General features: G+C 72.8%; 26 protein-coding genes. 12 read left to right on the plus strand and 14 right to left on the minus strand.

Annotated features, from left to right (window positions below; genetic code table 11):
* The 5 genes from ACXVGS_RS05310 to ACXVGS_RS05330 all read right to left on the minus strand — a co-directional run.
* Nucleotides 1-262: DEAD/DEAH box helicase (locus ACXVGS_RS05310; RefSeq protein ID WP_458536711.1), on the minus strand; the 262-nt coding region annotated here is incomplete at its 3' end.
* 53 nt (nt 263-315) lie between these two features.
* Complete coding sequence (locus ACXVGS_RS05315; RefSeq protein ID WP_458536721.1) at nt 316-2,268, minus strand: ABC transporter ATP-binding protein; 1,953 nt, start codon at nt 2,266-2,268, stop codon at nt 316-318.
* Nucleotides 2,269-2,312: 44 nt separating this feature from the next.
* Complete coding sequence (locus tag ACXVGS_RS05320) at nt 2,313-4,043, minus strand: ABC transporter ATP-binding protein (protein WP_458536712.1); 1,731 nt, start codon at nt 4,041-4,043, stop codon at nt 2,313-2,315.
* Nucleotides 4,044-4,163: 120 nt separating this feature from the next.
* Nucleotides 4,164-4,913, minus strand: a complete 750-nt coding sequence (locus tag ACXVGS_RS05325; protein WP_458528275.1) for a lysophospholipid acyltransferase family protein — start codon at nt 4,911-4,913, stop codon at nt 4,164-4,166.
* A 101-nt stretch (nt 4,914-5,014) separates the two neighbouring features.
* Entirely contained in the window at nt 5,015-5,971 is a 957-nt protein-coding gene (locus ACXVGS_RS05330; protein ID WP_458528276.1) for a DUF389 domain-containing protein, read from the minus strand.
* 98 nt (nt 5,972-6,069) lie between these two features.
* Here ACXVGS_RS05330 and ACXVGS_RS05335 point away from each other — a divergent pair, with 98 nt between their 5' ends.
* The 7 genes from ACXVGS_RS05335 to ACXVGS_RS05365 are packed head-to-tail and all read left to right on the plus strand — an operon-like array spanning nt 6,070 to nt 11,574.
* The gene (locus ACXVGS_RS05335) at nt 6,070-6,528 is read left to right on the plus strand and encodes a MarR family winged helix-turn-helix transcriptional regulator (protein ID WP_458528277.1); all 459 of its coding nucleotides are present in this window, start codon (nt 6,070-6,072) and stop codon (nt 6,526-6,528) included.
* 22 nt (nt 6,529-6,550) lie between these two features.
* Nucleotides 6,551-7,747: an MFS transporter gene (locus ACXVGS_RS05340; RefSeq protein ID WP_458532185.1), complete on the plus strand. Its 1,197-nt coding sequence runs from the start codon at nt 6,551-6,553 to the stop codon at nt 7,745-7,747.
* Between the two features lie 26 nt (nt 7,748-7,773).
* Entirely contained in the window at nt 7,774-8,541 is a 768-nt protein-coding gene (locus tag ACXVGS_RS05345) for a HipA family kinase (protein WP_458528278.1), read from the plus strand.
* Complete coding sequence (locus ACXVGS_RS05350; RefSeq protein ID WP_458528279.1) at nt 8,538-8,924, plus strand: DUF3037 domain-containing protein; 387 nt, start codon at nt 8,538-8,540, stop codon at nt 8,922-8,924. Before ACXVGS_RS05345 ends, ACXVGS_RS05350 begins: the two co-directional genes overlap by 4 nt.
* Nucleotides 8,925-8,959: 35 nt before the next feature.
* The gene (locus ACXVGS_RS05355; protein WP_458532182.1) at nt 8,960-10,444 is read left to right on the plus strand and encodes a peptide MFS transporter; all 1,485 of its coding nucleotides are present in this window, start codon (nt 8,960-8,962) and stop codon (nt 10,442-10,444) included.
* A gap of 54 nt (nt 10,445-10,498) precedes the next feature.
* Nucleotides 10,499-11,044, plus strand: coding sequence for a YbhB/YbcL family Raf kinase inhibitor-like protein (locus ACXVGS_RS05360; RefSeq protein WP_458528280.1), 546 nt, complete (start codon nt 10,499-10,501; stop codon nt 11,042-11,044).
* Entirely contained in the window at nt 11,041-11,574 is a 534-nt protein-coding gene (locus tag ACXVGS_RS05365; protein WP_458528281.1) for a YbaK/EbsC family protein, read from the plus strand. Before ACXVGS_RS05360 ends, ACXVGS_RS05365 begins: the two co-directional genes overlap by 4 nt.
* A gap of 102 nt (nt 11,575-11,676) precedes the next feature.
* Here the strand turns inward: ACXVGS_RS05365 and ACXVGS_RS05370 are convergent, their stop codons facing one another.
* The 5 genes from ACXVGS_RS05370 to ACXVGS_RS05390 form a co-directional block, all read right to left on the minus strand.
* Nucleotides 11,677-12,492, minus strand: a complete 816-nt coding sequence (locus tag ACXVGS_RS05370) for a TrmH family RNA methyltransferase (protein ID WP_458528282.1) — start codon at nt 12,490-12,492, stop codon at nt 11,677-11,679.
* 15 nt (nt 12,493-12,507) lie between these two features.
* Nucleotides 12,508-13,281: a sulfite exporter TauE/SafE family protein gene (locus ACXVGS_RS05375; protein WP_458528283.1), complete on the minus strand. Its 774-nt coding sequence runs from the start codon at nt 13,279-13,281 to the stop codon at nt 12,508-12,510.
* Between the two features lie 66 nt (nt 13,282-13,347).
* A complete protein-coding gene (locus ACXVGS_RS05380) occupies nt 13,348-14,568 on the minus strand; it encodes an SPFH domain-containing protein (RefSeq protein ID WP_458536713.1) in 1,221 nt (406 codons plus the stop codon).
* A 5-nt stretch (nt 14,569-14,573) separates the two neighbouring features.
* On the minus strand, nt 14,574-15,041 hold the full coding sequence (locus ACXVGS_RS05385; protein WP_458528285.1) for an NfeD family protein: 468 nt from the start codon (nt 15,039-15,041) through the stop codon (nt 14,574-14,576).
* Nucleotides 15,042-15,139: 98 nt separating this feature from the next.
* Entirely contained in the window at nt 15,140-15,466 is a 327-nt protein-coding gene (locus tag ACXVGS_RS05390) for an ArsR/SmtB family transcription factor (protein WP_458528286.1), read from the minus strand.
* A gap of 84 nt (nt 15,467-15,550) precedes the next feature.
* Between ACXVGS_RS05390 and ACXVGS_RS05395 the strand changes: the two genes are divergently transcribed.
* Nucleotides 15,551-16,792: an MFS transporter gene (locus ACXVGS_RS05395; protein WP_458536714.1), complete on the plus strand. Its 1,242-nt coding sequence runs from the start codon at nt 15,551-15,553 to the stop codon at nt 16,790-16,792.
* Nucleotides 16,793-16,807: 15 nt separating this feature from the next.
* On the opposite strand, the gene ACXVGS_RS05400 is transcribed toward ACXVGS_RS05395, so the two are convergent.
* Nucleotides 16,808-17,590: an ABC transporter ATP-binding protein gene (locus ACXVGS_RS05400; protein ID WP_458536715.1), complete on the minus strand. Its 783-nt coding sequence runs from the start codon at nt 17,588-17,590 to the stop codon at nt 16,808-16,810.
* Between the two features lie 58 nt (nt 17,591-17,648).
* Here ACXVGS_RS05400 and ACXVGS_RS05405 point away from each other — a divergent pair, with 58 nt between their 5' ends.
* On the plus strand, nt 17,649-18,422 hold the full coding sequence (locus ACXVGS_RS05405; RefSeq protein WP_458532180.1) for a hypothetical protein: 774 nt from the start codon (nt 17,649-17,651) through the stop codon (nt 18,420-18,422).
* A 6-nt stretch (nt 18,423-18,428) separates the two neighbouring features.
* Here ACXVGS_RS05405 and ACXVGS_RS05410 read toward each other — a convergent pair whose 3' ends face one another.
* Both ACXVGS_RS05410 and ACXVGS_RS05415 read right to left on the minus strand, forming a co-directional pair.
* Nucleotides 18,429-19,340 carry an LLM class flavin-dependent oxidoreductase gene (locus tag ACXVGS_RS05410; RefSeq protein ID WP_458536716.1) on the minus strand — a complete coding sequence of 304 codons (912 nt, stop codon included), beginning with the start codon at nt 19,338-19,340 and terminating at the stop codon, nt 18,429-18,431.
* Between the two features lie 46 nt (nt 19,341-19,386).
* The gene (locus ACXVGS_RS05415; RefSeq protein ID WP_458528291.1) at nt 19,387-19,551 is read right to left on the minus strand and encodes a hypothetical protein; all 165 of its coding nucleotides are present in this window, start codon (nt 19,549-19,551) and stop codon (nt 19,387-19,389) included.
* Between the two features lie 313 nt (nt 19,552-19,864).
* On the opposite strand from ACXVGS_RS05415, the gene ACXVGS_RS05420 reads away from it, so the two are divergent.
* Together ACXVGS_RS05420 and nadA are read left to right on the plus strand one after the other, a co-directional pair.
* Nucleotides 19,865-20,263: an Ig-like domain-containing protein gene (locus ACXVGS_RS05420; RefSeq protein ID WP_458528292.1), complete on the plus strand. Its 399-nt coding sequence runs from the start codon at nt 19,865-19,867 to the stop codon at nt 20,261-20,263.
* Between the two features lie 147 nt (nt 20,264-20,410).
* The gene (gene nadA / locus ACXVGS_RS05425; RefSeq protein ID WP_458532177.1) at nt 20,411-21,616 is read left to right on the plus strand and encodes a quinolinate synthase NadA; all 1,206 of its coding nucleotides are present in this window, start codon (nt 20,411-20,413) and stop codon (nt 21,614-21,616) included.
* 52 nt (nt 21,617-21,668) lie between these two features.
* On the opposite strand, the gene ACXVGS_RS05430 is transcribed toward nadA, so the two are convergent.
* On the minus strand, nt 21,669-22,400 hold the full coding sequence (locus ACXVGS_RS05430) for a dienelactone hydrolase family protein (protein WP_458528294.1): 732 nt from the start codon (nt 22,398-22,400) through the stop codon (nt 21,669-21,671).
* 174 nt (nt 22,401-22,574) lie between these two features.
* Between ACXVGS_RS05430 and ACXVGS_RS05435 the strand changes: the two genes are divergently transcribed.
* Entirely contained in the window at nt 22,575-23,963 is a 1,389-nt protein-coding gene (locus tag ACXVGS_RS05435) for a pyridoxal phosphate-dependent decarboxylase family protein (RefSeq protein WP_458528295.1), read from the plus strand.
* The last annotated feature ends 52 nt before the right edge of the window (nt 23,964-24,015 follow it).

Here is a 24,015-nt window from a genome sequence, read left to right on the forward strand (position 1 = left end):
CCTGGTCGCGCATGAGGGACAGCAGGGGCGAGACGACCAGCGTGGGCCCGGCGTCGTCGTGGCGCCGGATCGCGGTGGCCGCCCAGTAGACGGCCGACTTGCCCCAGCCGGTCGCCTGCACGACCAGCACCCGCGACGCCGGCCGGGACAGCTCGGCGACGGCGGTGGCCTGGTCCTCGCGCAGCCGGGCACCGGTCCCGGCCAGCGCGGTGATGACGCCGGCAGCGACGCGGTCGTGGTGGTCGGTCAGCACGGGTGTCATGGCGACGACACTACGGTCCCGGTCTGACCGTGCCCTCAGCGACCGCGCCGCGCTCAGGGACCGACGCGGGTCGGCGTTGCCGCCAGCTCCTCGTCCTGGACCACGGCGCCACTGAACTGCGCGGCATACAGCCGGTGGTAGGCACCCCCGGCGGCGAGCAGCTCCTGGTGCGTGCCCTGCTCGACGATGTCCCCCTCCTCCATGACGACGATGTGGTCGGCGTCGCGGATGGTGGACAGGCGGTGGGCCACGACGAAGCTGGTCCGGCCGCGGCGCAGGTCGGCCATCGCGCGCTGGACCAGCGCCTCGGTGCGGGTGTCGACCGAGCTGGTCGCCTCGTCGAGGATGAGGATGGCCGGGTCGGCGAGAAACGCGCGGGCGATGGTGAGGAGCTGCCGCTGTCCGGCGCTGACGCCGGCACCCTCCTCGTCGATGACGGTGTCGTAGCCGTCGGGCAGGGTGCGCACGAAGTGGTCGACGTAGGCCGCCGTGGCCGCCTCCAGCACCTGCTCCGGCGTCGGGTCCTGCGCGCCGTAGGCGATGTTGTCGCGGATCGTGCCATTGAACAGCCACGTGTCCTGCAGCACCATGCCGAACAGGTCGCGCAGGTCCTCCCGGCGCATGTCGCGGATGTCCACGCCGTCGAGGGTGATGCGCCCGGCGTGGACGTCGTAGAAGCGCAGCAGCAGGTTGGCCAGCGTGGTCTTGCCGGCGCCGGTCGGCCCGACGATGGCGACCGTGTGGCCGGGCTCGGCGACCAGGTCGAGGTGCTCGATCAGCGGGGTGTCCGGCACGTAGCGGAAGGACACGTCCTCGAAGGCCACCCGCCCGCTCACCCGTGAGGGGACGACAGCCGGTGAGGGGTCGGGGCTCTGCTCCGGCGCGTCGAGCAGCTCGAACACCCGCTCGGCCGAGGCGACCCCGGACTGCAGCAGGTTGGCCATCGAGGCGACCTGGGTCAGCGGCTGGCTGAACTGCCGGGAGTACTGGATGAACGCCTGCACGTCGCCGAGGCTGATCGCGCCGGAGGCCACCCGCAGCCCGCCGATCACCGCGACGAAGACGTAGTTGAGGTTGCCGATGAAGAACATCGCCGGCTGGATCAGCCCGGAGATGAACTGCGCCCGGAAGCTCGCCTCATACAGCTTGGCGTTCTCGGCCACGAACGTCTCGCGCGCCTCCTGCGTCCGGCCGAAGACCTTGACGATGGCGTGGCCGGTGTACATCTCCTCGACGTGGCCGTTGAGCCGGCCGGTGGAGGCCCACTGCTCGACGAACCGAGGCTGGGCCTTCTTGCCGATTCGCACGGTCACCAGCGCCGACAACGGCACGGTCACGAGGGCGACGACGGCCAGCAGCGGGGAGACGACGAACATCATGGTGAGCACGCCGATCACGGTCAGCAGCGAGGTGAGCAGCTGGCTCATCGTCTGCTGCAGCGACTGCGCGATGTTGTCGATGTCGTTGGTGACCCGCGAGAGCACCTCGCCGCGGGAGCGCCCGTCGAACCACGCCAGCGGCAGCCGGGCGAACTTCTCCTCGACCTCCCGGCGCATGGCGTAGACGGTGCGCTGCACGACCAGCGTGGTGACCCGGCCCTGCAGCCAGGCCAGCACCGAGGCCAGGACGTAGATGACCAGCACGATCATCAGGACGTGCGCCAGGGCGGTGAAGTCCACGCCCTGGCCGGGCACCACGTCGACGCCCTGGAGCACGTCGGCCATGCGTCCCTGACCGGTGGCCCGCAGCCGGGCGATGGCCTGGGCCTTGGTGATGCCCGCCGGCAGCTTCTCGCCCACGAACCCGGCGAAGATCAGGTCGGTCGCCATGCCGAGCACCCGGGGCCCGGTGACCGACAGGGCCACGCTGACCACCCCGAGGCTCACCGCGGTGAGCACCAGCGCGCGGTGGGCCCGCATCGAGCGCACCAGCCGCAGCGCCGACCCGCGGAAGTCCATCGCCTTGGCCGGCGGGCCACCCATCATGGCGGCCATCGGGCCGCGCATCGGCGGGGGCGACGGGCGCGACGCGGTGGTGGTCGTCGGCCCGCTCACGCGGCCTCCTCCTCGGTCAGCTGGGACAGGACGATCTCGCGGTATGTCGGGCAGCTCGCCATCAGCTCGCGGTGCGTGCCGGTGCCGACGACCTTGCCCTCGTCGAGGACCACGATCCGGTCGGCGTCGCGGATGGTGCTGACCCGCTGGGCCACGGTGATCACGGCGGAGTCGCGGGTGACCGGGCGCAGCGCCGCGCGCAGGGCGGCGTCGGTGGCGTAGTCGAGCGCCGAGAAGCAGTCGTCGAAGAGGTACAGCGCCGGCCGCCTCACCACGGCGCGGGCGATCGCCAGGCGCTGGCGCTGACCGCCGGAGACGTTGCCGCCGCCCTGGGCGATGGGCGCCTCGAGCCCGCCGAGCCGCTCGACGAAGTCGCGGGCCTGGGCGATCTCCAGCGCCTCCCACAGCTGTTCGTCGGTGGCGTCCGGCTTGCCGTAGCGCAGGTTGGAGGCGACCGTCCCGGCGAACAGGTAGGCGCGCTGGGGCACCAGGCCGATCCCGGCCCACAGCTGCTCCGGCTCGAGCTCGCGCACGTCGACCCCGCCGACGAGCACCTGCCCGCTGGTGACGTCGACCAGCCGCGGGATGAGGTTGAGCAGGGTGGTCTTGCCGCTGCCGGTGGAGCCGACGATGGCGGTGGTCTCCCCCGGCCGGGCCACCAGGTCGGCGCCGCGCAGCACCGGCTCCTGGGCGCCGGGGTAGGCGAAGGTCGCCGCGCGCAGCTCGACTGCCCCGGTTACCTCCGGGCGGACGACCGGACGCTCCGGCGCCCGCACGCTCGGCTCGGTGTCGAGGACCTCGGTGATCCGGTCGGCGCAGACCTCGGCACGCGGGACCATGACGAACATGAACGTCGCCATCATCACTGCCATGAGGATCTGCATGAGGTAGCTGAGGAACGCGGTCATCGTGCCGATCTGCATCTGCCCGTCGGCGATGCGGTGCCCGCCGAACCAGATGACGGCGACGCTGGAGACGTTCATGACCAGCAGCACGGTGGGGAACATCAACGCCATGAGCCGGCCGACCTGGACCGAGACGTCCATGAGGGAGTCGTTGGCCACGCCGAAGCGCTCCCGCTCGTGGGTGTCACGCACGAACGCCCGGATGACCCGCACCCCGGCGATCTGCTCGCGCAGCACGCGGTTGATCACGTCGATGCGCACCTGCATGGAGCGGAACAGCGGGCGCATCCGCCGGATGATGAGCACCACGGCCACGACCAGGGCCGGCACCGAGACCAGCAGCAGCGCCGACAGGTGCACGTCCTGGCGCAGGGCCAGGATCACGCCGCCGACGCACATGATCGGCGCGGCGACCATGATCGTGAAGGAGAGCAGCACGACCATCTGCACCTGCTGCACGTCGTTGGTGGACCGGGTGATCAGCGAGGGGGCGCCGAACCGGCCGACCTCCTGGGCCGCGAAGCGCTCCACCGAGACAAACACCGCCTCGCGCAGGTCGCGGCCCAGCGCCATCGCGGTGCGGGCGCCGAAGTAGACCGCGAACGCCGAGGCGATGACCTGGCCCACCGTGACCGCCAGCATGATCGCGCCGATGGACAGGATCTTGCCGGTGTCGCCGACGACCACGCCCTGGTCGATGATGTCGGCGTTGAGGCCGGGCAGGTACAACGTGGCGACCGTCTGGACCAGCTGGAACAGCACCACCAGCGTGATGGCACCCCGGTAGGGCCGCAGGTAGGTGCGCAGCAGCGGGAGAAGCACAAGACCTCCGGATGTCGTCGGCCGGCGGCTCCCCTGGCGGCGCGCGCGACCGGCACGACGCTAACCCGGCGAGGCCACCACCTCAGGTGACAAACGTCAGGATTGCACTCCGGGTCGGGGTCAGGGGCGGGCTTTTCCCCGCCCACGGGCATCGGCCTCGTCGCGCGCTGCGGCCTCCTCCGGCGTCGGCGCGGTGCCGCCGAGACGGGCGGGCAGGAACTTCAGGTCGGCCCCCGTCAGCGCGGGGTAGCTCTCCTGGGCCGCGTGCAGGAGCGCGGTCATCCGCTCGCGCACCTCGCGGTTGACCTCTTCGGGGTCCACCCCGCGGGGGACCTCCACCGGCTCACCCACAGCGATCGAGATCGGGATGTTGCTGCGCCCGAAGCGCGGCTTCTCCCCCTTGGTCCAGACCCGCTGGGAGCCCCACAGCACGGTCGGCAGGATCGGCACCCCGGCCGCCTTGGCCATCCGCACGGCCCCGCTCTTGAACTCCTTGAGCTCGAACGAGCGCGAGATGGTCGCCTCGGGGAAGACGCCCACCACCTCTCCGGCCTTGAGCTCCTGCACCGCGGTCCGGAAGGAGGCGGCACCGGCGTCGCGGTCGACGGGGATGTGCCCCATCCCCCGCATCAGCGGCCCCCCGACCGGGTGCCGGAACACCGACTCCTTGGCCATGAACCGCACCTTGCGCCCGGACGGGATTGCGGCCAGCCCGACATACGCGAAGTCGAAGAAGGACAGGTGGTTGATCATCATGACCGCACCACCGGTGCGGGGGACGTTCTCCTGCCCCGTGATCCGGAACCGGAGCCCCTGGAACGCGAACAGGGCGCGGGCGAACCCGATGACAGGCGTGTAGACGGGCTCCATGGCGCAACGGTAGAGGTTCCACCCCGGTGCCGGGAGGGTGGCCACCTCTCCAGCCCTGTCCGCGGTCCGGTATGCCGGGTCGCCGGGGTCCGCGCGCGCCCTCAGCGGGCGCGCACCACCTCGCCGCCGGTCCGGCGTTGCACGACCCGCCAGCCGACCCGCAGCGCGACCAGGGTGATGACCCCGGCGATGACCATGCCGGTGAGGTTGACGGCCAGCTGCAGCGCCGAACCGCGCATCTCCTCCACCTGCCACAGCGCGAGGGCGAGGGCGAGGTTGCCCGCGGCCGGGACCGTGGTCACCGAGATGAAGACCCCGACCAGGGCCGAGGACTTGCCCGAGGTCAGGGACAGCACACCGGCGAACCCCGCGAGCAGGGCGACGACGAACGACCAGTGGTCCGGGTGCCAGATGAAGCCGGTCAGCGGCCGCGGCCGGGTCACCGTGGACGGGTCGATCCAGCCCAGGCCGCGGGCCACGAGGGCCAGGGCCGCGACGACGAGGACGGCGAAGCAGAACGAGCGCGCGAGCAGGGACAGCGAGCGCGGGACCAGCCCCCACTGGCGCAGGACGATGCCGGTGGCGATGGCCGCGACCGGGCCGAACTCCGGTCCCACGACCATGGCCCCGACGACGAGGATCGAGGAGTCGGTGATGACGGCGATCGCCGCCAGCGCGGTGGCCAGGGTGAGGAAGGCGTAGAAGGACACCGAGCCGCGGCTGTCGGACCAGGCCCGCTCCTCGACCATCCGCCAGACGACCCCGTCGTCGGGGCTGCCGGGCGCGGCGGCCTCGGCCTCGCGGGCCCGGCGGTAGGGCGAGGCGGTCACCTCCGAGACGCTCATCGCGCCCTGGCGGCCCAGGCCCATGGCGTCGAGCCGGCCGAGCAGCTCACCGGCGGCCTCGCGGGGCACGTCGGCCAGCACCGCGTCGCCCGCGGGCTCGACCGCCGCTCCCGGCAGCACGACGAGGTTGGTGACCCGCTCGTCGGACTCGAGCAGGTCGCGGACCTGCGTGGTCAGGCCCGGCGGCACCGCCAGGCGCAGGTTCAGCAGCATCGGGGGCCACCACACGGCATACCGGTCATGGGTGACACCTCACCACACCGGACCACCCTCACGAGCCGTTGCATAGGTTACCTATGTATTATCTCCGCGTGACCTCCCCCTCCCTCGGCGACGAGCTGCTCGGTGTCGTCGCGCGCCTCAACCGCTGGGCCAGCCGCCAGGCCGTCTTCGACGTGCCGCCGGCACAGGCCCGCCTGCTCGCCCAGCTCGACGAGCTCGGGCCGTCCCGCATCGGCGACCTCGCCCTGGCCGACCACACCAGCCAGCCGACGATGTCGGCCCAGGTGGGCCGGCTCGAGGAGCGCGGCTGGGTGCAGCGCTCCGCCGACCCCGCCGACGCCCGCGCCTCCCTGATCGCCCTGTCCCCCCTGGGCGCCGAGACGCTCGCGTCGGTGCGCCGGGCCCGCGGCGCCGTGGTGGCGCCGGTGGTCGAGCAGCTCGGCGAGGCCGACCGCGCGCGGCTCGAGGACGCCGTGGAGGTGCTGCGCGAGCTGCTCGCCATCGCCGTGGCCGCCGAGGACCCCTCTCCCGCAACGAAAGGACAGTGACGTGTGGCGTCAACCCAAACCTGTGTGGGCCGTGGCCTTCGCGTGTGTCATCGCCTTCATGGGCATCGGCCTGGTCGACCCGATCCTGAAGTCCATCGGTGACCAGCTCGGCGCCTCGCCGTCCCAGGTCTCGCTGCTGTTCACCAGCTACATGGTCGTCATGGGTGTCGCGATGCTCATCACGGGCTTCGTCTCCAGCCGGATCGGCGCCAAGCGCACGTTGCTCATCGGCCTGCTCATCATCATCGTCGGCGCGGGGCTGGCCGGGACGCAGGACAGCGTCGGCGGCATCGTGGCCTTCCGCGCCGTCTGGGGCCTGGGCAACGCCCTGTTCATCGCCACCGCGCTGGCCACCATCGTCAAGGCCGCCCGCGGCTCGGTCGGGCAGGCGATCATCCTCTACGAGGCCGCGCTCGGCCTGGGCATCGCCGCCGGCCCGCTGCTCGGCGGGGTGCTCGGCGGCATCTCCTGGCGCGGGCCGTTCTTCGGCGTCTCGGCGCTGATGGCGGTCGCCTTCGTCGCCACCGCGTTCGTCCTCCCGGCCACCCCACGGGCCGAGCGGGCCACCTCGATCACCGAGCCGTTCAAGGCGTTGCGGCACCAGGGCCTGCTCGTGGTGGCCCTGACCTCACTGCTCTACAACTTCGGCTTCTTCACCCTGCTGGCGTTCACCCCGTTCCCGCTGGACATGGGCCCGCACCAGGTCGGCCTGATCTTCTTCGGCTGGGGGCTGCTGCTGGCCTTCACCTCCGTGGTCGTCGCCCCGCGGCTGCAGCGGCGCTTCGGCACGATCCCGTCCGTCCTCGGCGCCCTCACCGGCTTCGCGGCGACGCTGGTCGTCATGGCGGTGTGGACCGGCGACAAGGCGGTCCTGGCGACCTGCGTCGTCGTCGCCGGGGCGTTTCTCGGCGTCAACAACACGCTCATCACCGAGACGGTCATGAAGGCCGCCCCGGTCGAGCGCGGCGTGGCCTCGGCCGCCTACAGCTTCGTGCGCTTCGCCGGCGGTGCCATCGCCCCGTGGCTGGCCGGCAAGCTCGGCGAGTCCTACGGCGTGCACGTGCCGTTCTGGGTCGGCGCCGTCGCAGTGACCCTCGGCGTGATCCTGCTCGCCTCGGGACGGCGCCTGCTGGCCCACGTCGACGCCGAGCCCGGGCACGGCGCCCCGGCCAGCCACAGCGAGGACGAGGCCGAGCTGGTCACGGTCGCCGACGCCTGAGGCGCCCGAACGCCTAGGCTTCGGGCGTGCTCGAACACATCACCGCGACGCGCTACGTCACCCCGCTGCGCGAGGGCGGGTCACTCCCCGGCCTCGTCGAGGGTGACGACTGCGGCACCTGGGTCCTGAAGTTCCGAGGCGCGGGACAGGGCCTGAAGGTGCTCGTCGCCGAGGTGGTCGTGGGCGAGCTCGCCCGGCGCCTGGGCCTGCGCGTGCCCGAGATGAAGGCGGTCGAGCTCGACGCGCAGATCGCCAAGTACGAGGCGGACGAGGAGGTCCAGGACCTGCTCACCGCGAGCATCGGGCTCAACCTCGGCGTCGACTTCCTGCCCGGCTCCTTCGGCTACGACGGCTCCCAGCCGCCCCCGCCGGAGGAGGCGGCCCGGATCGTGTGGCTGGACGCCTTCACCGCCAACGTCGACCGCACCTGGAGCAACCCCAACCTGCTCGTCTGGCACCACCAGGCGTGGTGCATCGACCACGGCGCGGCGCTGTACTTCCACCACTCCTGGCCGGGCAAGGGATCCAACCCCAATCGCTTTGCAGCACAAGGCTTCGACGCGAGCAAGCACGTCCTGCTCGACGTCGCCGGCGACGTCAGCGCCGCCCACGCCGAGCTGGCGCCCCGGGTCGACGAGGCGCTGCTGAAGGAGGTCCTGGCCCAGGTCCCCGACCCCTGGCTCGAGCCCGCCCCGGGGCTGGTGGACCCGGGAGCCGTCCGCGCGGCATACCGGGAGAACCTGCTGGCCCGCGTGGCCAACCCGGCCGCCTGGCTGCCCGGGGGTGCCCGATGACCGCGGGGATGGTCGGCTACCAGTACGTCACCCTGCGCTGCGTGCCGCGGGTGGACCGCGAGGAGTTCCTCAACGTCGGCGTGGTGCTCTACAGCCAGGCGGCGGACTTCCTCGAAGGCGCCTTCGACCTGGACCGGGAGCGGCTGCGCGCCGCCTTCCCCGACCTCGAGCTCGACGCCGTCGACGCGTCCCTGGCCGCCATCTGCCGGGTCTGCCGGGGCGAGCCCGGTGTGGGTCTTCCCACACTCGACAAGCCGGGGCAGCGCTTCGGGTGGCTCAGTGCTCCGCGCAGCACGGTGATCCAGCCCGGACCGGTGCACGGAGGGCTCACGAAGGACCCGGCCCAGGAGCTGCAGCGGCTCGTTCGTGCGCTTGTGAATTAGGGCTGCCAGCAGCGTCGTTGTTACCGTCTTCGCCCGTGACTGCCACGACCAACCCCCCTGCAGAGACCCGCGCAGAGGGCCGCACCTTCTTCGGCCACCCCCAAGGCCTGGCCACCCTGTTCAGCACCGAGCTGTGGGAGCGGTTCAGCTACTACGGCATGCGGGCCATCCTGCTGCTGTACCTGACCGCCAAGCTCAAGGAAGGCGGCCTCGGCCTCGACGCCAGCCTCGGTGAGGCCGTCGTCTCCGTCTACGGAGCCTCGGTCTACCTGCTCTCCGTCGTCGGGGGCTGGCTCGCCGACCGCGTGCTCGGCGCCCGCAAGACCACCCTCATCGGTGCACTGGTCATCATCAGCGGCCACCTGAGCCTGTCCGTGCCGACGCCGGCCCTGTCCTACCTGGGTATCGTGCTCGTCGCCCTGGGCTCGGGCATCTTCAAGCCCAACGTCTCGACCATGGTCGGCGGGCTCTACAGCGAGGACGACTCGCGCCGCACCTCGGCGTTCTCGATCTTCTACATGGGCATCAACATCGGTGCCCTCGTGAGCCCGTGGGTGGTGGGCTGGCTGCGCGCCCACTGGGGCTTCCACGCCGGTTTCGCCGCCGCCGCCGTCGGCATGGGCCTGGCCCTGGTCGCCTGGGTCTGGGGCCGCCGGGCCCTGGGCGACGTCGGCCTCCACGCGCCCAACCCGGTCCGCGAGGACGAGCGGGGCAGCCTGGCCCGCCTCGCCGCCTACGTGCTGGCCGGTGTCGCCGCGGCCATGGTCGTCGCGACCGTCGTCAACGACGGCAGCTTCGGCCTGGAGACCATGGTCGACGCCATCTCCTACGTCGCCCTGGTCGCGCCGGTCGTGTTCTTCGTGGTGATGTACCGCAGCCCCAAGGTGGAGTCGCACGAGAAGCGGCGGCTGCTCGCCTACATCCCGCTGTTCGTCGCCGCGATGCTGTTCTTCATGCTCTTCGAGCAGGCCAGCACCACGCTGACCACGTTCGCGGCCGACCGCACCGAGCTGCAGGTCTTCGGGGCGCACATCTCCCCGGAGTTCTTCCAGTCGGTCAACCCGTTCGCGATCATCCTGCTGACCCCGGTGTTCGCAGCCCTGTGGCTGCGCCGTGGTGAGCGGTCCCCGCACCTCGGCGGGAAGTTCGCCATCGGCCTGGCCTTCGCCGGAGCGTCCTTCGCCATCATGGCGCTGGCTTCGTTCCTGACCGCCGACGGCAAGGCTTCGCCGTTCTGGCTGATCGTCGTCTACGTCGTGCAGACCATCGGCGAGCTGTGCCTGTCGCCGGTCGGCCTGGCTGCGACCACGCTGCTGGCGCCGAAGGCGTTCCGCAGCCAGACGATGGCCCTGTGGTTCCTCGCCCCGGCGGCCGGCCAGGCCATCACCGCCCAGGTGGTGCAGGCCACCTCGGGTGCCAGCGACACTGCGTACTTCGGCGGCCTCGCCGTCGTGACACTGGCGTTCGCCGCGGTCCTCGCCGGCCTGGCCGGCTGGGTCCACCGCGAGAGCGGCCACTGACGCACCACCTCCTCACACGTGCCGGGGGCGGCGCGGGCGGTTAGGGTCCGAAGCATGAACCTTGACCGTCCCGTCGCCCCCGACCCGTACTCGCTGCTGCCCCAGGTGCCCGCGATGGCCGTCAGCAGCGCCGACTTCATCGACGGCAACCCCCTGCCGGACGCCCAGGTGTTCAACGACTGGGGCCTCACCGGCAGCAACACCTCGCCGCAGCTGAGCTGGTCCGACGCCCCCGAGGGCACGAAGGGCTTCGCCGTCACCTGCTTCGACCCCGACGCGCCGACCCCGTCCGGCTTCTGGCACTGGATCGTCCTGGGCATCCCCGCCTCGGTCACCGCGCTGGACCCGGGCGCCGGCGCCGAGGGCGACGGTTCCCTGCCCGACGGCGCCTTCCACGTGCGCAACGACTACGGCAACAAGGCGTATGACGGTGCGGCGCCGCCCCAGGGCGACCGCAACCACCGCTACCTGTTCGCCGTGCACGCCCTGGACACCGACGACCTGGGCCTGGACGCCTCGGCCACCCCGGCGGTGGCCGCGTTCACCATGGGCGGGCACACCCTCGCCCGCGGCGTCCTGACCGGCACCTACCGCTGGTGACCCCGCCGGGCCTGCCCTACCTGCCGGCCCTGTCGCACCTCGACCTGCTCGCCGGCCCGGTCGCGGAGACCCTCCGCGGCTGGGCCCATGGCGACCGGGTCGAGGTGCTGTCCATCGACCCGGCCGTGTCCGACACGGCCGCCCTGGTCGAGGCCACCGGCATGGCGCTGGAGGACTGCGCCAACTGCGTGGTGGTGGGTGGGCGGCGGGCCGGGGAGGAACGGGTGGCCGCCTGCGTCGTCCTCGCCACCACCCGCGCCGACGTCAACACCACGGTGCGGGGGCTGCTCGACGTCCGCAAGGCCAGCTTCCTGGCCATGGAGGACGCCGTCGAGCGCACCGGCATGGAGTACGGCGCCATCACGCCGGTCGGGCTGCCGGCCGCGTGGCCGGTGTACGTTGACGCCCGCGTGCTCGGGCGCGAGCACGTCGTGATCGGCGCCGGGGTGCGCGCCGCCAAGCTGAGGGTGCCCGGCCCGCTGATGGCCGAGCTGCCCGGTGTCGAGATCGTGGAGGGGCTCGCTCGATGACCACCACCGTGTCGCCTGCCCGCGCTAGCAGGCGCACAGCACCGCTCACAGATGGTGCGGGGTTCGTCGACCTCGGCGTGTGTCGGGGTCAGGCCGGTCCGGTCAGCCCGTGGTGGGGCGCAGCGCCCAGAAGGCGACGGCGCTGGCCGCGGCCACGTTGAGGGAGTCCACTCCCCCGGCCATCGGGATCTTGACGACCACGTCCGCCGCCTCGAGCACCCGGCGCGAGATCCCGTCGCCCTCGGTGCCGAGTACGAGCGCCAGGCGCTCCGGCGGGTCGGCGGCCAGGTCGTCGAGGCTGACCGCGTCCTCGCTCAGCGCGAACGCCGCAACGCTGAACCCGTTGTCCCGCAAGACCTCCACCCCTGCCGGCCACGGGTCGATGCGGGTCCACGGCACCTGGAACACCGTGCCCATCGACACGCGCACGCTGCGCCGGTAGAGCGGGTCGGCGCACCGGGGCGTGACCAGCACCGCGTCCACGCCCAGCGCCGCCGCACTGCGGAACGCGGCACCGACGTTGGTGTGGTCGACGATGTCCTCGAGCACCGCGACCCGGGTGGCGCCCCGCAGCACCTCCTCCGGCGGCACCTGCTCGGGCCGCTGCATCGAGGCCAGCGCCCCCCGGTGGAGGTGGAAGCCGGTCATCGCCTCGATGACGTCGTGCTCGCCGACGTAGACCGGAACGCCCTCGCGCCCGGCCTGCTCGACCAGGTCGGCCAGGTCGGTCAGCCAGCGCTCGGCCATGAGGTAGGAGCGGGGCCGGTGCCCGGCAGCCAGGGCCCGGCGGATGACCTTCTCGCTCTCGGCGATGTAGAGCCCCCGCTCGGGCTCGGTGCGCCGGCGCAGCGCGACGTCGGTGAGCCCGAAGTAGTCCTGCAGCCGGTCGTCCTTCGGGTCCTCGATCCGCGTCACCACGGGCGCAAGGCTACGTCAGCTGAAGAACACCATCCGCGCGATGGCCACGACGCCGATGACGACGATGACCCCGCGCAGCACGCGGGGCGAGAGCCGCCGCCCGACGTGGGCGCCCACCCAGCCACCGCCCAGCGACCCGAGCGCGATCAGGCCCGCGACCGCCCAGTCGACGTCGTCGCGGGCGACGAGGATGAAGGTGATCGCCGCGACGGCGTTGACGATCGTGCCGAGCACGTTCTTGAACCCGTTGATCCGCTGCAGCGACTCGGTCATGAGGACGCTCATGATCCCCACGAGCAGCACGCCCTGCGCCGCGCCGAAGTAGCCGCCGTAGATGCCGGCGAGGAACACTCCGCCGAGCAGCAGCGCCGTGGCGCCGCCGCCGCGACGCCCGGTGTCGGTATGCCGGGCCGCCGCCTTCTTCTGCAGCCACGGGCCCGCGAGCACCAGCACGAGGGCCAGCGCGATGAGGACCGGGACGATGGCCGCGAACGCCTGCGGTGGCAGGACCAGCAGCAGCACCGCACCGGTGACGGCGCCGAGCAGCGACGCGGGCGCCAGCCGACGCAGGGCATGGCCCTGACCGTCGAGCTCGGCGCGGTAGCCGTGGATGCCGGTGAGTCCTCCGGCCACCAGGCCGACGGTGTTGGAGATGTTGGCGACCACCGGCGCGTAGCCGAAGAACAGGAGCGTGGGAAAGGTGATCAGCGTGCCCGAGCCCACGATCGTGTTGATCGTGCCCGCGGCGAGGCCGGCGAGCAGGATGGCGACCACCTCGAACACGGACACCCGGTCACCCTAGCGACGGGTGACCGGGTGCCTCGTGCAGGGCCGCCGGCGCGGCGGCTCCGGCCGCTACGGGCGCGGCTCCCCGCCGGGCTGGTCGGTCGGCGAGGCCGGCGGCTCGGGTGCCACCGGGGGCTGCGGCACGGCCGGGGGCTCCGGCGCCACCGGCGCCTCGGGAGCCGGCGACGGGACCGCGGCGGACGGCATACCGGGCGGGTCCGCGGGGAAGCCGTGCGTCCCACCGGTCACGCCCTTGCGGTGCCCCTCGGCCTCGGCGCTGGATCGCGCGGCCTCGCCCCGGGCCTCCGCCAGGGCCCGGGCCGGGTCCTCCAGGGCGGTCTCCTCGAACGCGGTCGGCACGCGCTCCCCGGAGTCGACCCATTCGTCCTCGTCCCGGCCGGTCGGGCCCTGATCGGTGCCACCGAGGGCGTTGCCGATGCCCTTGAGGGCGTCGGTGAGCTCGCTGGGGACGATCCACATCTTGTTGGCGTCGCCGCGGGCGATCTGGGGCAGCACCTGGAGGTACTGGTAGGCCAGCAGCCGCTGGGTGGGCTTGCCGCGGTGGATCGCGTCGAAGACCTGCTGGATCGCGCGGGCCTGGCCCTGGGCCTCGAGGATCCGGGCCTGGGCCGAACCCTCGGCGCGCAGGATCTGGCTCTGCTTCTCACCCTCGGCGGCGAGGATGGCGGACTGCGTGACGCCCTCGGCGGTGAGGATGGCGGCACGGCGGTCACGCTCGGCGCGCATCTGCTTCTCCATCGAGTCCTGCACCGAGTGCGGCGGGTCGATGGCCTTGAGCTCGACGCGGCTGACCCGGATGCCCCACTTGCCCGTGGCCTCGTCGAGGACGCCGCGCAGCTGGGCGTTGATCTGGTCGCGGCTGGTCAGCGTCTGCTCGAGGTCGAGCGAGCCGATGACGTTGCGCAGCGTGGTGACCGTGAGCTGCTCGATGCCCTGGATGAAGTTGGCGATCTCGTAGACGGCCGCCTTGGCGTCGTTGACTGCGTAGTAGATGACCGTGTCGATGTTGACGACGAGGTTGTCCGAGGTGATCACCGGCTGCGGCGGGAAGGAGACCACCTGCTCGCGCAGGTCGATGTTGGCGCGCACCTTGTCGACGAACGGCACCAGGAAGTGGATGCCCCCGTCGAGGGTGCGCGAGTAGCGGCCGAGCCGCTCGACGATCTGGGACGTCTGCTGCGGCACGATGCGGATGGTCCGAACGATGACGACGACCGCGAAAATGACCAGCAGCAACAGCACGATGAGGCCGGCGCTGACTCCGCTCACAGTGACTACTCCGAATTCCGACCAGACGCGACGCCAGTGACGATCGCGGTGGCCCCCTCGATGGAAACCACCCGGACCTCTTGCCCGGGCAGGCAGTCGGCGGTGCCCGGTGCGGTGCGGGCCGTCCAGGTCTCACCGCCCAGCTTGATACGACCGTCGAGCGACGTGACGGTCTGGATGACGAGCGCGGCCCGGCCGATCTGGGCCGGGAGCCCGATCCCCCCGTGCCCTTCGGGCACCATGAAGTGGCGGCGGACCAGCGGCCGCACCCCGAACAGCAGCAGCCCGGCGACGGCGACCGCGACGAGCACCTGCAGCGCCACGGGCGCGCCCAGGGCCGAGGCCAGGGCCCCGGCCAGCGCACCGCCACCGAGCATGAGGAACACGAAGTCGACGCTGGCGGCCTCGATGGCCCCCAGCGCGAGGGCCAGACCGACCCAGGCCAACCACCCGTGATCAGCGAACCACGACATGGATCCCCTGCCTCCTTCCGTGCACCAGCACAGCACTGCGACGCCAACCTATCGGCGCCGGTTCCCGGCTGCCGTGCGAATTCGGCGGTGCCGTCGCCTCAGGAGTGCCCGTCGGTCAGGACCGCGTCGAGCAGGCCGGGGAAACGGGCGTCGAGATCCTCACGACGCAGGCTGATCAGACGTTCACGACCCTGCGGGGTACTGCGGATGACACCGGCCTCGCGCAGGGTCTTGAGGTGGTGTGAGCGGGTCGACTTGGCCAGGTCTCCCCCGACTGACTGGCAGGTCAGCAGCTCCCCCGCGGACCCCCTCGCCAACTGCTGGACGATGGCCAGCCGCGAGGGGTCGCTCAGGGCGAAGAGCACCTCGGTGAGCTCGATGTCCCCGACCTCGGGGTGCTCGGGCCGCTGCACGGTCGTCGTCATGGTTCGATGATAGTTGAACAATCCGGGAATGGCGCCTACTGTCTGAACTGTTCGATCATCATGGAACTGTTCTCAGGAGCGTCGATGTCCCTCCACCGCACCCTGCCGCGCCTGGGTCGCACCCCCGCGTTCGCGGTCGTCTCCCTCGCCCTCGTGGTGCTCATGCTCGCCGCCGGCGCACCCTCGCCACTGTTCGTCGTCTACCAGGCCCAGTGGCACTTCGGCTCCGCCGCGCTGACCGCCGTCTTCGCGGCATACCCGTTGGCACTGCTGGCTTCCCTGCTGACCGTGGGCGGACTGTCCGACCACGTCGGGCGTCGCCCGGTGCTGGCCGCCGCACTGGCGCTGGACGCCGTCGCGATGCTGCTCTTCCTCGGAGCCGACGGGGTCGGCGGCCTGCTGCTGGCCCGCGCGGTGCAGGGCCTGGCCACGGGGGCGGCGATGGGGGTGGTCAGTGCCGCGCTCGTCGACCTGCAGCCGTTGCGTCGGCCGCGCGCGGGTGTCGTGGTCAACAGCGTGGGGCCGACCGCCGGGCTTGCGGCGGGGGCGCTGGGCGCGGGCCTGGTGCTCGACCACCTGCCCGCACCGACCACGGTGGTCTTCGTCGCGCTGACCGCGGCGCTCGTGGTGCTGGCGACACTGGTCGCCGCGGTCCCGGAGACCGTGACACCGCGCTCGGGAGCCCTGAAGTCGTTGCGCCCCAGCGCATCCGTGCCCCCTCGGGCCCGCCGTGCCTTCGCCACCGCGGTGCCGGCGCTGGTCGCGACGTGGGCGATCGGGGGCCTCTACCTCTCCCTCGGCCCCTCCCTGGTGGCCACCCAGCTGCACGTGCAGGGGCACCTCGCGGGCGGGCTGGTGGTCGCGGCGCTGACCGGCGCCGGCAGCATCGCCGTGCTGCTCGTCGGCGACCGCGCGCCGCGGCCCACCATGGCCTTCGGCGCGGCGACGCTGGCCGCCGGCGTCCTGGCCACCCTCGTCGCCCTCGACGTGCGGTCGGTGGCCGGCTTCTTCGCCGCCACCGTCGTGGCCGGCGTCGGCTTCGGCACGGCGTTCTTCGGGGCGTTCCGCTCGGTCGCGGCACTGCCCGAGCCGCATGAGCGCGCCGAGCTGTTCGCGGCGGCCTACACGGTCAACTACCTCGCGTTCGGCGTGCCGACCCTGCTCGCCGGTGTCGCGGCCCGGCAGGTAGGCCTGCTGCCGACCGCCATGGCCTACGGCGTGTTGGTCGCGGTGCTGGGGCTGGTCGCCCTGGGCCTCGGCCTGCGACGGGCACCGGCAACGAGCCCCGCCAGGACCTGCCCGGTCACGACAACGGTCACGAGCTGACGCAGGTGGGCCGGCTCAGCGGGCGCGCGCGGACCAGCGGTCGCCGTGCCGGTCCACCACCAGCGGCAGGCCGAACGTCTCGGACAGGTTGTCCTGGGTCAGCGTGATCTCGATCGGCCCCTGCGCCACGACCCTGCCGTCGCGGACGAGCAGCACGTCGGTGAACGACGGCGGGATCTCCTCGACGTGGTGGGTGACCAGCACGAGAGCCGGGGCGTCGACGTCGGCGGCGAGCTCGCCGAGGCGAGCGACGAGGTCCTCCCGGCCGGCGAGGTCGAGGCCGGCGGCGGGCTCGTCGAGCAGCATCAGCTCGGGGTCGGTCATGAGCGCACGGGCGATCTGGACGCGCTTGCGCTCACCTTCGCTGAGGGTGCCGAACTGCCGGTCGGCCAGGTGCCCAGCGCCGAGGGCCTTCAGCAGCTCGGCGGCACGCCCGTGGTCGAGTTCGTCGTAGCGCTCGCGCCAGCGCCCGACGATGCCGTAGGAGGCGGTGACGACGACGTCGGCCACCCGCTCGTCGGCGGGGATGCGCTCGGCGATCGCGGCGCTGGCCAGGCCGATCCGCGGGCGCAGCTCGAACACGTCCACGGCGCCGAGGACCTCACCGAGCACCCCGGCCACGCCCTGGGTCGGGGGGCTGCGCCCGGCGGCGAGCTGGAGCAGGGTGGTCTTGCCGGCGCCGTTGGGGCCGAGGACGACCCAGCGCTGACCCTCCTCGACCTCCCACGTGACGTCGTCCAGCAGGGTGTTCCCCCCGCGGACCACACTGACGCCGGCGAGCTCGAGGACATCACTCATGGCGGTGACCCTAGCCAACCCCCGGGGACCGGTCGCGTCCGACACCTACGATGGCGGGATGTCCGTGCTCCCCGCATCGGTCCGCCTCGCGCTGTGGGCCACCGCGTCGTTCGCCGACCGGTCCCGGCTCGAGGACGTCCTCTCCCGCGCCCTGCCCGACGTCGACCACGTCGACGGTGACCCACTCGCGCGGCTCGGCCTGTGGCGCGACCTGGGCGAGCGTGTCGTGCTCGTCGCACTGCCCCGCCCCGGTGACCTGCGCGGTATGCCGCGTGGTTCCGCCGAGTTCGCCGCCGCGGCGACCGCTGCCGGGGAGTGTGTCTACGTGCCGGGCATGGGCGGTGCACTGGTGCCCCGGGTCGAGGTCTACGGCCCGGAGGTGGACCAGGGCACCCGGGTGACGTGGACGGCATACGACACCGACCCGGTGCCGGTGCACGCGCTGGAGGCGCTGTCGCTGGGCGAGGTGGAACGGGAGCTGCGTTCGGAGCTGGCCGAGCTGACCGAGGCGCTCGACGGCCTCGACGCCCGGCCATGGTCCGGCAGCGACCTGCGCGCCACCGCCGACGAGCGGCTCGGCGGCCGCGGTTGGGGGCTGCCGGACGGGCTGTCGCCGCGATGCATCCGGGTGATGACGATGGCCGCGCAGGTCGGCACGATCACCGACGTCGGCCTGAGCCACGTCGGGCACGCCGTCGACACGCACGGCACCGAGCGCCGGCGGGCCCTGCTGGCCGACCTGCAGGGCGTGGCCGACCGCGCCCTGGCCCAGGCCGCCACCGTGGCCGCCCTCGGCCTGGCCGGGATGCGTCCGGCCGGCGCGCGCGACTAGCCCGGCTCAGCCGCGGGTGGTCGCCGCGGTCACCTCGATGATCGCGTCCATCAGCTCACGCTTGCGCGCTCCGGTGCCGAGCGTGAAGTCGGGGACGATGATCTCGTCGACGCCGACCGCCTGCCAGGCCTCGACCATCTCGACGAGGTCCTCGGGCGTTCCCCCGATCGCCGCCCGGGCCGGTGAGGCCACCGCCTCGGCCCGCGCCGTGTCGCCGTCGTCGCCGACGAACCACACCGCCTGGCACGAGCGCTGCACCGTGGCTGGGTCGCGGTCGGCCTTCTCGCACTGGCGGTCGAGGACGGCGCTGCGCTCGGCCACCCGGTCGGGCAGGCCCCACATGTTCCACTCGTCGGCGTGCCGGGCGATGATGCCCAGCATCCGCTCACCGGTGCAGCCGACGAGCAGCGGCACCCGCGACTGGACCGGCTTGGGCTCGCACAGCGCGTCCGTGACCCGGTAGTAGTCACCCAGGACCGTGGTGCTCTCCCGGGTCAGCAGGCCCTCGATGACGCGCAGCCCCTCGTGGAACCGGCTGACCAGCGGGCCGGGCGGGGGCAGCTCGATGCCGTACTGCTCGTGCTCGTTGACCTGCCAGCCGGCGCCGAGGCCCAGGACCAGGCGCCCGTTGCTGACGTGGTCGACCGTGGCCGCCCAGTTGGCGACCACAGCCGGGTGCCGGTAGGTCATGCCCAGCACCAGGGGTGCCAGCACGATCCGCTCGGTGAGCGCCGCGAGGGCACTCAGCGCGGCGGTGGCCTCGAGCAGCGGGGCGGCCGCCTCGGCGCGGTCCGCGCTGTTGGCCATGAAGTGGTCGGCCAGATAGGCCCGGTCCCAGCCGGTGGCCTCGGCGTGCCGGACCGTGTCGACGACCTCTTGCCAGGGCTGGCCGACCGAGGGCCAGATCGAGAAGCGCATGGCCGGACCCTAACCGCCGCGGGCCACGGTCGGCCCGCGACCGGGCTCAGATGCTGGCGGTGTCGCCCATCAGGACGCGGATCTCGGCCTCGGACAGGTCGTTCAGCTCGGCCAGCGTGACCACGCCGGAGGACAGCAGGGCGGCCACGTGCCGGGCCAGGCTGTCGCGGTGGACGTCGGTCGTGGCGCCGGCGAGGTCGGTGTGCGTCATGGTCGGCTCCTTGAGTCGGCGGGGGTCCTGCGGGTGACCGTTCGCCCCCGTGACCGGTCAGTGCACGACGGTAGCGGCGCCGATCCTCGATCCCGTGGATGCACCCGCGCAACCCCCGACGGCGTGTCGCGGTCACCACCTGGCGAGCCCCTCCTCCCCCACCGGGAGCAGCCGCCTGCGCGCTTTGCCCGGTGGCCGGCGTCCCCTCCTCGCCGCAGCCCGGGTCCCCTGGCGGGACGACGTGCAAGGCCGCCCGGACACGCAGGCTGGACAACGTCACCAGAGGCCGCGGAGCACCACCACAGGAGTGGCCATGCGCACCATCGCCCGTCTCACCATCGTCGGCCTCACCACCGCGGCCTCGGTCCTCACGCTCGCCCCCGTGGCAGGCGCCGCCGGCACCGCCACCACCCGAGTCACCCTCGTCCAGCGACCCACCCCTGCGGTCTCGACCTCGCCGGTCGCCTTCTCCTCGAAGGTCAAGCCGCGGCCCACGAGCACCATCAGGCCGACCGGGTCGGTGTGCTTCTACGACGGCACCTCCACCACGGCACTCGCCTGCGGGACGCTGGCGCCGTCCGCGAAGGGCGTCATGGTGGTGCACCTGGGGGTGAAGATGGCGCCGGGCACGCACTCGGTCGTCGCGAAGTACTCCGGCGATGCGCGGTACGCCGCGAACCAGTCCAAAGCGGTGGTCTTCACCGTCAGCTGAGCCAGTTCGGACACGGGCCGACAGGACCGTATTGCGGCACGGTCCTGTCAGGCCCTCCATCCGCGGCTGGCCGACGGCACGCGGCGGCCACACGGCATACCGGTGGTCCTGGACGGTGGCGTTGTGAACGTGTGAAACGATCAGCAGGTGAGCACCACCACAGACCTCCCGCGCCACGCGTCCCTGCCCTTGATGGTCCTCGGCCACGGCCGTGAGCTGGCCACCGAGCGAGGGGTGGAGTGCCCCGGCGAGCTGCCGGCGCCCTCCGACCCGGGCCTCGTCGAGCGGGCGCGCGCGGCCAAGGCGGCGCTGGGCGACTCCGTGTTCGTCCTGGGCCACCACTACCAGCGCGACGAGGTCATCGAGTTCGCCGACGTGACCGGTGACTCGTTCAAGCTGGCCAAGGACGCCGCCGCCCGGCCCGACGCGCAGCACATCGTCTTCTGCGGCGTGCACTTCATGGCCGAGTCGGCCGACATCCTCACCAGCGACGAGCAGCAGGTGATCCTGCCCGACCTCGCCGCAGGGTGCTCGATGGCCGACATGGCCGCGATCAGCCAGGTCGAGGACGCGTGGGACGACCTGGTCGACGCCGGCGTGGCCGACGACGTCATCCCGGTGACGTACATGAACTCCAGCGCCGCGATCAAGGCGTTCACGGGCCGTCACGGCGGCACGGTCTGCACCTCCAGCAACGCCAAGACCGCTCTGGCATGGGCGTTCGGCCAGCGCGGCGGCCTCGAGGGCACCGGCAAGGTGCTGTTCCTGCCCGACCAGCACCTCGGCCGCAACACCGCCGTGCGCGAGCTGGGCCTCTCGCTCGAGGACTGCGTCGTCTTCGACCCCCACAAGCCGAACGGCGGCCTGACCCGCGAGGAGCTGCAGGCGGCCCGGATGATCCTGTGGCGCGGGCACTGCTCGGTGCACGGCCGGTTCAGCCTCGAGGCCGTCCACGAGGCCCGGGCGACCATCCCCGACGTCAAGGTGATCGTCCACCCCGAGTGCCGCTACGAGGTCGTCGAGGCCGCCGACGAGGTCGGGTCGACCGAGAAGATCATCAAGACCATCGCGGCCGCCCCGGCGGGCACGAAGTGGGTGGTCGGCACCGAGCTCAACCTGGTGCGGCGCCTGGCCACGCAGTTCCCCGACCAGGAGATCGCCTTCCTGGAGAAGAACGTCTGCTACTGCTCGACGATGAACCGCATCGACCTGCCCCACCTGGTCTGGGCGCTGGAGTCCCTCGTGGCCGGCCGCACGGTCAACCGGATCGAGGTCGACCCCGACGTGGCGCACTGGGCGCGGGTGGCGCTGGACCAGATGCTCGCGCTGCCCGGCGAGACCAGCAGGGACTGACCGGACACACGCCGGCCCGCGAATCCGCCCCGTCGACAGGGGGTTTCGCGGGTCAGGCCGTGTCCGCAGCGGCGTCGAGGTGGCGGTGGAGGAACGCCGCGATCCGTCGCCGCGCGTCCTGCGTCGCCTCCTCGTCGTATGCCGTGCCGCTCACCTTCGCCAGGACGGTGGCCGTCCTGCCGGTGTCGCTGTGGTCGTTCATGAACCCGTGCCCCACCCCGGGGTAGACGCGGATGTCGTGGTCGATGTCCAGCGCGCCGAGGTGGTACTCCAGCCGCCCCGCCGACCGCCGGGTGATCGCGTCGCGGCTGCCGTAGCTGCCGACCACCGGGCACGCCCCCGCCAGCGCCTCACGGGTCTGGTAGCGCCGCCCGACCGTCCCGTAGCTCACCCCCGCCACGTCGTAGTCGTCGCCGAGGGCCAGCATCAGCGCGAACCCGCCGCCCATGCAGAAGCCGACGACCCCAACCCGGCCGGTGCAGCCGTCGCGGCCGAGCAGCCAGTGCCGCGCTGCGTCGAGGTCGCGGAACGTCCGGCCCTGGCGCTCGAGCGTCTCCCGGATGACCGAGCGCAGGCACCGCGCCCGGCTCCCCCAGTGGAACAGGTCCGGCGCGACGGCGAGGAACCCCTCCCCCGCCAGCCAGTCGGCCTGGCGCCGCAGGTCCGGGGTCATGCCCATGGCGTCGCTGACCACGACCACGCCTGGCCACGGCCCGGGCCCTGACGGGGTGGCCAGCCAGGCGGGCAGCGCGCCCTCCGGCGTCGGGATGCTCACCTGCGTCATGGCCCCACCTCCGTCGGCCACGCTAGGAGCGCAGCCGGGCCCGCACCACCGCAACCGGACGTATGCCGGGTGCCCGCCTCCCGGCATACAACGGCCAGCGGCGACCCGGCATACCGGTCCCGGGTGAGCCGGATGGCGGAGGCGAGGCCGCCGCGGCGGTCGTAGCCTCGCGGGATGGACCTGCACCAGCCGTCCCCCCACGCCGCGGCGCTCGAGGTCGCCCAGCGGCACGCCCTGGCCTGGCTCGACGGGCTCCGCGAGCGACGGGTGCACCCGGGGCCGGGGGTCGACGCGGCCGCCGGGTTCGCCGGGCCGCTGCCCGAGCAGGGCGAGGACCCCGCAACGGTGGTCGAGGCGCTCGTGGCCGCGGCCGAGCCGGGGCTGGTCGCCAGCCCCGGGCCGCGCTACTTCGGCTACGTCATCGGCGGCGGCCTGCCCTCCACCGTCGCGGCCGACCAGCTGGCCGTCGCCTGGGACCAGGTGGCCGGGCTGGAGGTCATGTCGCCCGCTGCCGCGGCCGCCGAGGACGTCGCCGGCGCGTGGGCGCGCGAGCTGCTCGGGGTCGCCCCGGACGCGTCGTTCGGCTTCACCACCGGCGCCCAGATGGCGAACTTCACCGGGCTGGCCGCCGGGCGCCACGCGGTCCTGGCCCGGGCCGGTTGGGACGTGGAGCGGGACGGCCTGCAGGGGGCTCCGCGGGTCCACGTCGTGGCCGGGGCGCAGTCGCACTCGACCATCCCGCAGGCGTTGCGCTTTCTCGGCTTCGGTGGCACCCCGGACCGCGCCGAGGCCGACGGGCAGGGCCGGATGGTGCCGGCATCGCTGCGGGAGGTGCTGGCCCGCTCCGAGGGCCCGGCGATCGTCTGCGCACAGGCCGGCAACGTCGACACGGGGGCGTTCGACCCGGTCGCCGAGATCGCCGAGGTCTGCCGCGAGCGGGGCGCCTGGCTGCACGTCGACGGGGCGTTCGGCCTGTGGGCGGCGGCCAGCCCGCGGCTGCGGCACCTGACCGCCGGGGTCGAGCTCGCCGACTCCCTGGCCACCGACTGCCACAAGTGGCTCAACGTGCCCTACGACTCGGCCCTCGTCTTCACCCGCGACCCCGAGGCGCACATGGCGGCGATGACGTGGCAGGCGGCCTACGTGCAGGTCGGTGAGTCGCGCGACCCGTTCCGGTTCGTGCCCGAGTCCTCCCGGCGGGCAAGGGGTTTCGCCGTCTGGGCCGCGGTCCGCGAGCTCGGCCGCGAGGGCGTCGCGGCGATGGTCGAGCGCTCGTGCGACCTGGCCCGGCGGTTCGCCGACGCCCTGCGGGACGAGCCCGGCGTGGAGGTGCTCAACGAGGTGGTGCTCAACCAGGTGCTGGTGCGCTTCGGTGACTCCGACGAGCACACGGCCGCGGTCATGCAGGGTATCCGCGACAGCGGGGAGGCGTGGGTCTCGGGGACGGTCTGGGACGGCCGCCCGGCGATGCGCTTCTCGGTCTCGAACTGGATGACCACCGAGGCCGACATCGACCGCACGCTGGCCGCGGCCCTCGCCGCCCACCGGGGCGCGACGGCCTGACACAGGTATGCCGCCCGCTCGGGTGAGCGGGCGGCATACCCGAGTGGCGGGG

This window comes from Oryzihumus sp. (genome assembly GCF_054325275.1).

What these genes read in the sequence shown, in the direction of transcription:
- ACXVGS_RS05315 (WP_458536721.1), bottom strand. Translation starts at nt 2,268, where the DNA reads ATGCGCGGCCCGATGGCCGCCATGATGGGTGGCCCGCCGGCCAAGGCG.
- ACXVGS_RS05325 (WP_458528275.1), bottom strand. Translation starts at nt 4,913, where the DNA reads ATGGAGCCCGTCTACACGCCTGTCATCGGGTTCGCCCGCGCCCTGTTC.
- ACXVGS_RS05330 (WP_458528276.1), bottom strand. Translation starts at nt 5,971, where the DNA reads ATGCTGCTGAACCTGCGCCTGGCGGTGCCGCCGGGCCTGACCACGCAG.
- ACXVGS_RS05350 (WP_458528279.1), top strand. Translation starts at nt 8,538, where the DNA reads ATGACCGCGGGGATGGTCGGCTACCAGTACGTCACCCTGCGCTGCGTG.
- ACXVGS_RS05360 (WP_458528280.1), top strand. Translation starts at nt 10,499, where the DNA reads ATGAACCTTGACCGTCCCGTCGCCCCCGACCCGTACTCGCTGCTGCCC.
- ACXVGS_RS05385 (WP_458528285.1), bottom strand. Translation starts at nt 15,041, where the DNA reads ATGTCGTGGTTCGCTGATCACGGGTGGTTGGCCTGGGTCGGTCTGGCC.
- ACXVGS_RS05390 (WP_458528286.1), bottom strand. Translation starts at nt 15,466, where the DNA reads ATGACGACGACCGTGCAGCGGCCCGAGCACCCCGAGGTCGGGGACATC.
- ACXVGS_RS05395 (WP_458536714.1), top strand. Translation starts at nt 15,551, where the DNA reads ATGTCCCTCCACCGCACCCTGCCGCGCCTGGGTCGCACCCCCGCGTTC.
- ACXVGS_RS05400 (WP_458536715.1), bottom strand. Translation starts at nt 17,590, where the DNA reads ATGAGTGATGTCCTCGAGCTCGCCGGCGTCAGTGTGGTCCGCGGGGGG.
- ACXVGS_RS05405 (WP_458532180.1), top strand. Translation starts at nt 17,649, where the DNA reads ATGTCCGTGCTCCCCGCATCGGTCCGCCTCGCGCTGTGGGCCACCGCG.
- ACXVGS_RS05410 (WP_458536716.1), bottom strand. Translation starts at nt 19,340, where the DNA reads ATGCGCTTCTCGATCTGGCCCTCGGTCGGCCAGCCCTGGCAAGAGGTC.
- ACXVGS_RS05415 (WP_458528291.1), bottom strand. Translation starts at nt 19,551, where the DNA reads ATGACGCACACCGACCTCGCCGGCGCCACGACCGACGTCCACCGCGAC.
- ACXVGS_RS05420 (WP_458528292.1), top strand. Translation starts at nt 19,865, where the DNA reads ATGCGCACCATCGCCCGTCTCACCATCGTCGGCCTCACCACCGCGGCC.
- ACXVGS_RS05430 (WP_458528294.1), bottom strand. Translation starts at nt 22,400, where the DNA reads ATGACGCAGGTGAGCATCCCGACGCCGGAGGGCGCGCTGCCCGCCTGG.
- ACXVGS_RS05435 (WP_458528295.1), top strand. Translation starts at nt 22,575, where the DNA reads ATGGACCTGCACCAGCCGTCCCCCCACGCCGCGGCGCTCGAGGTCGCC.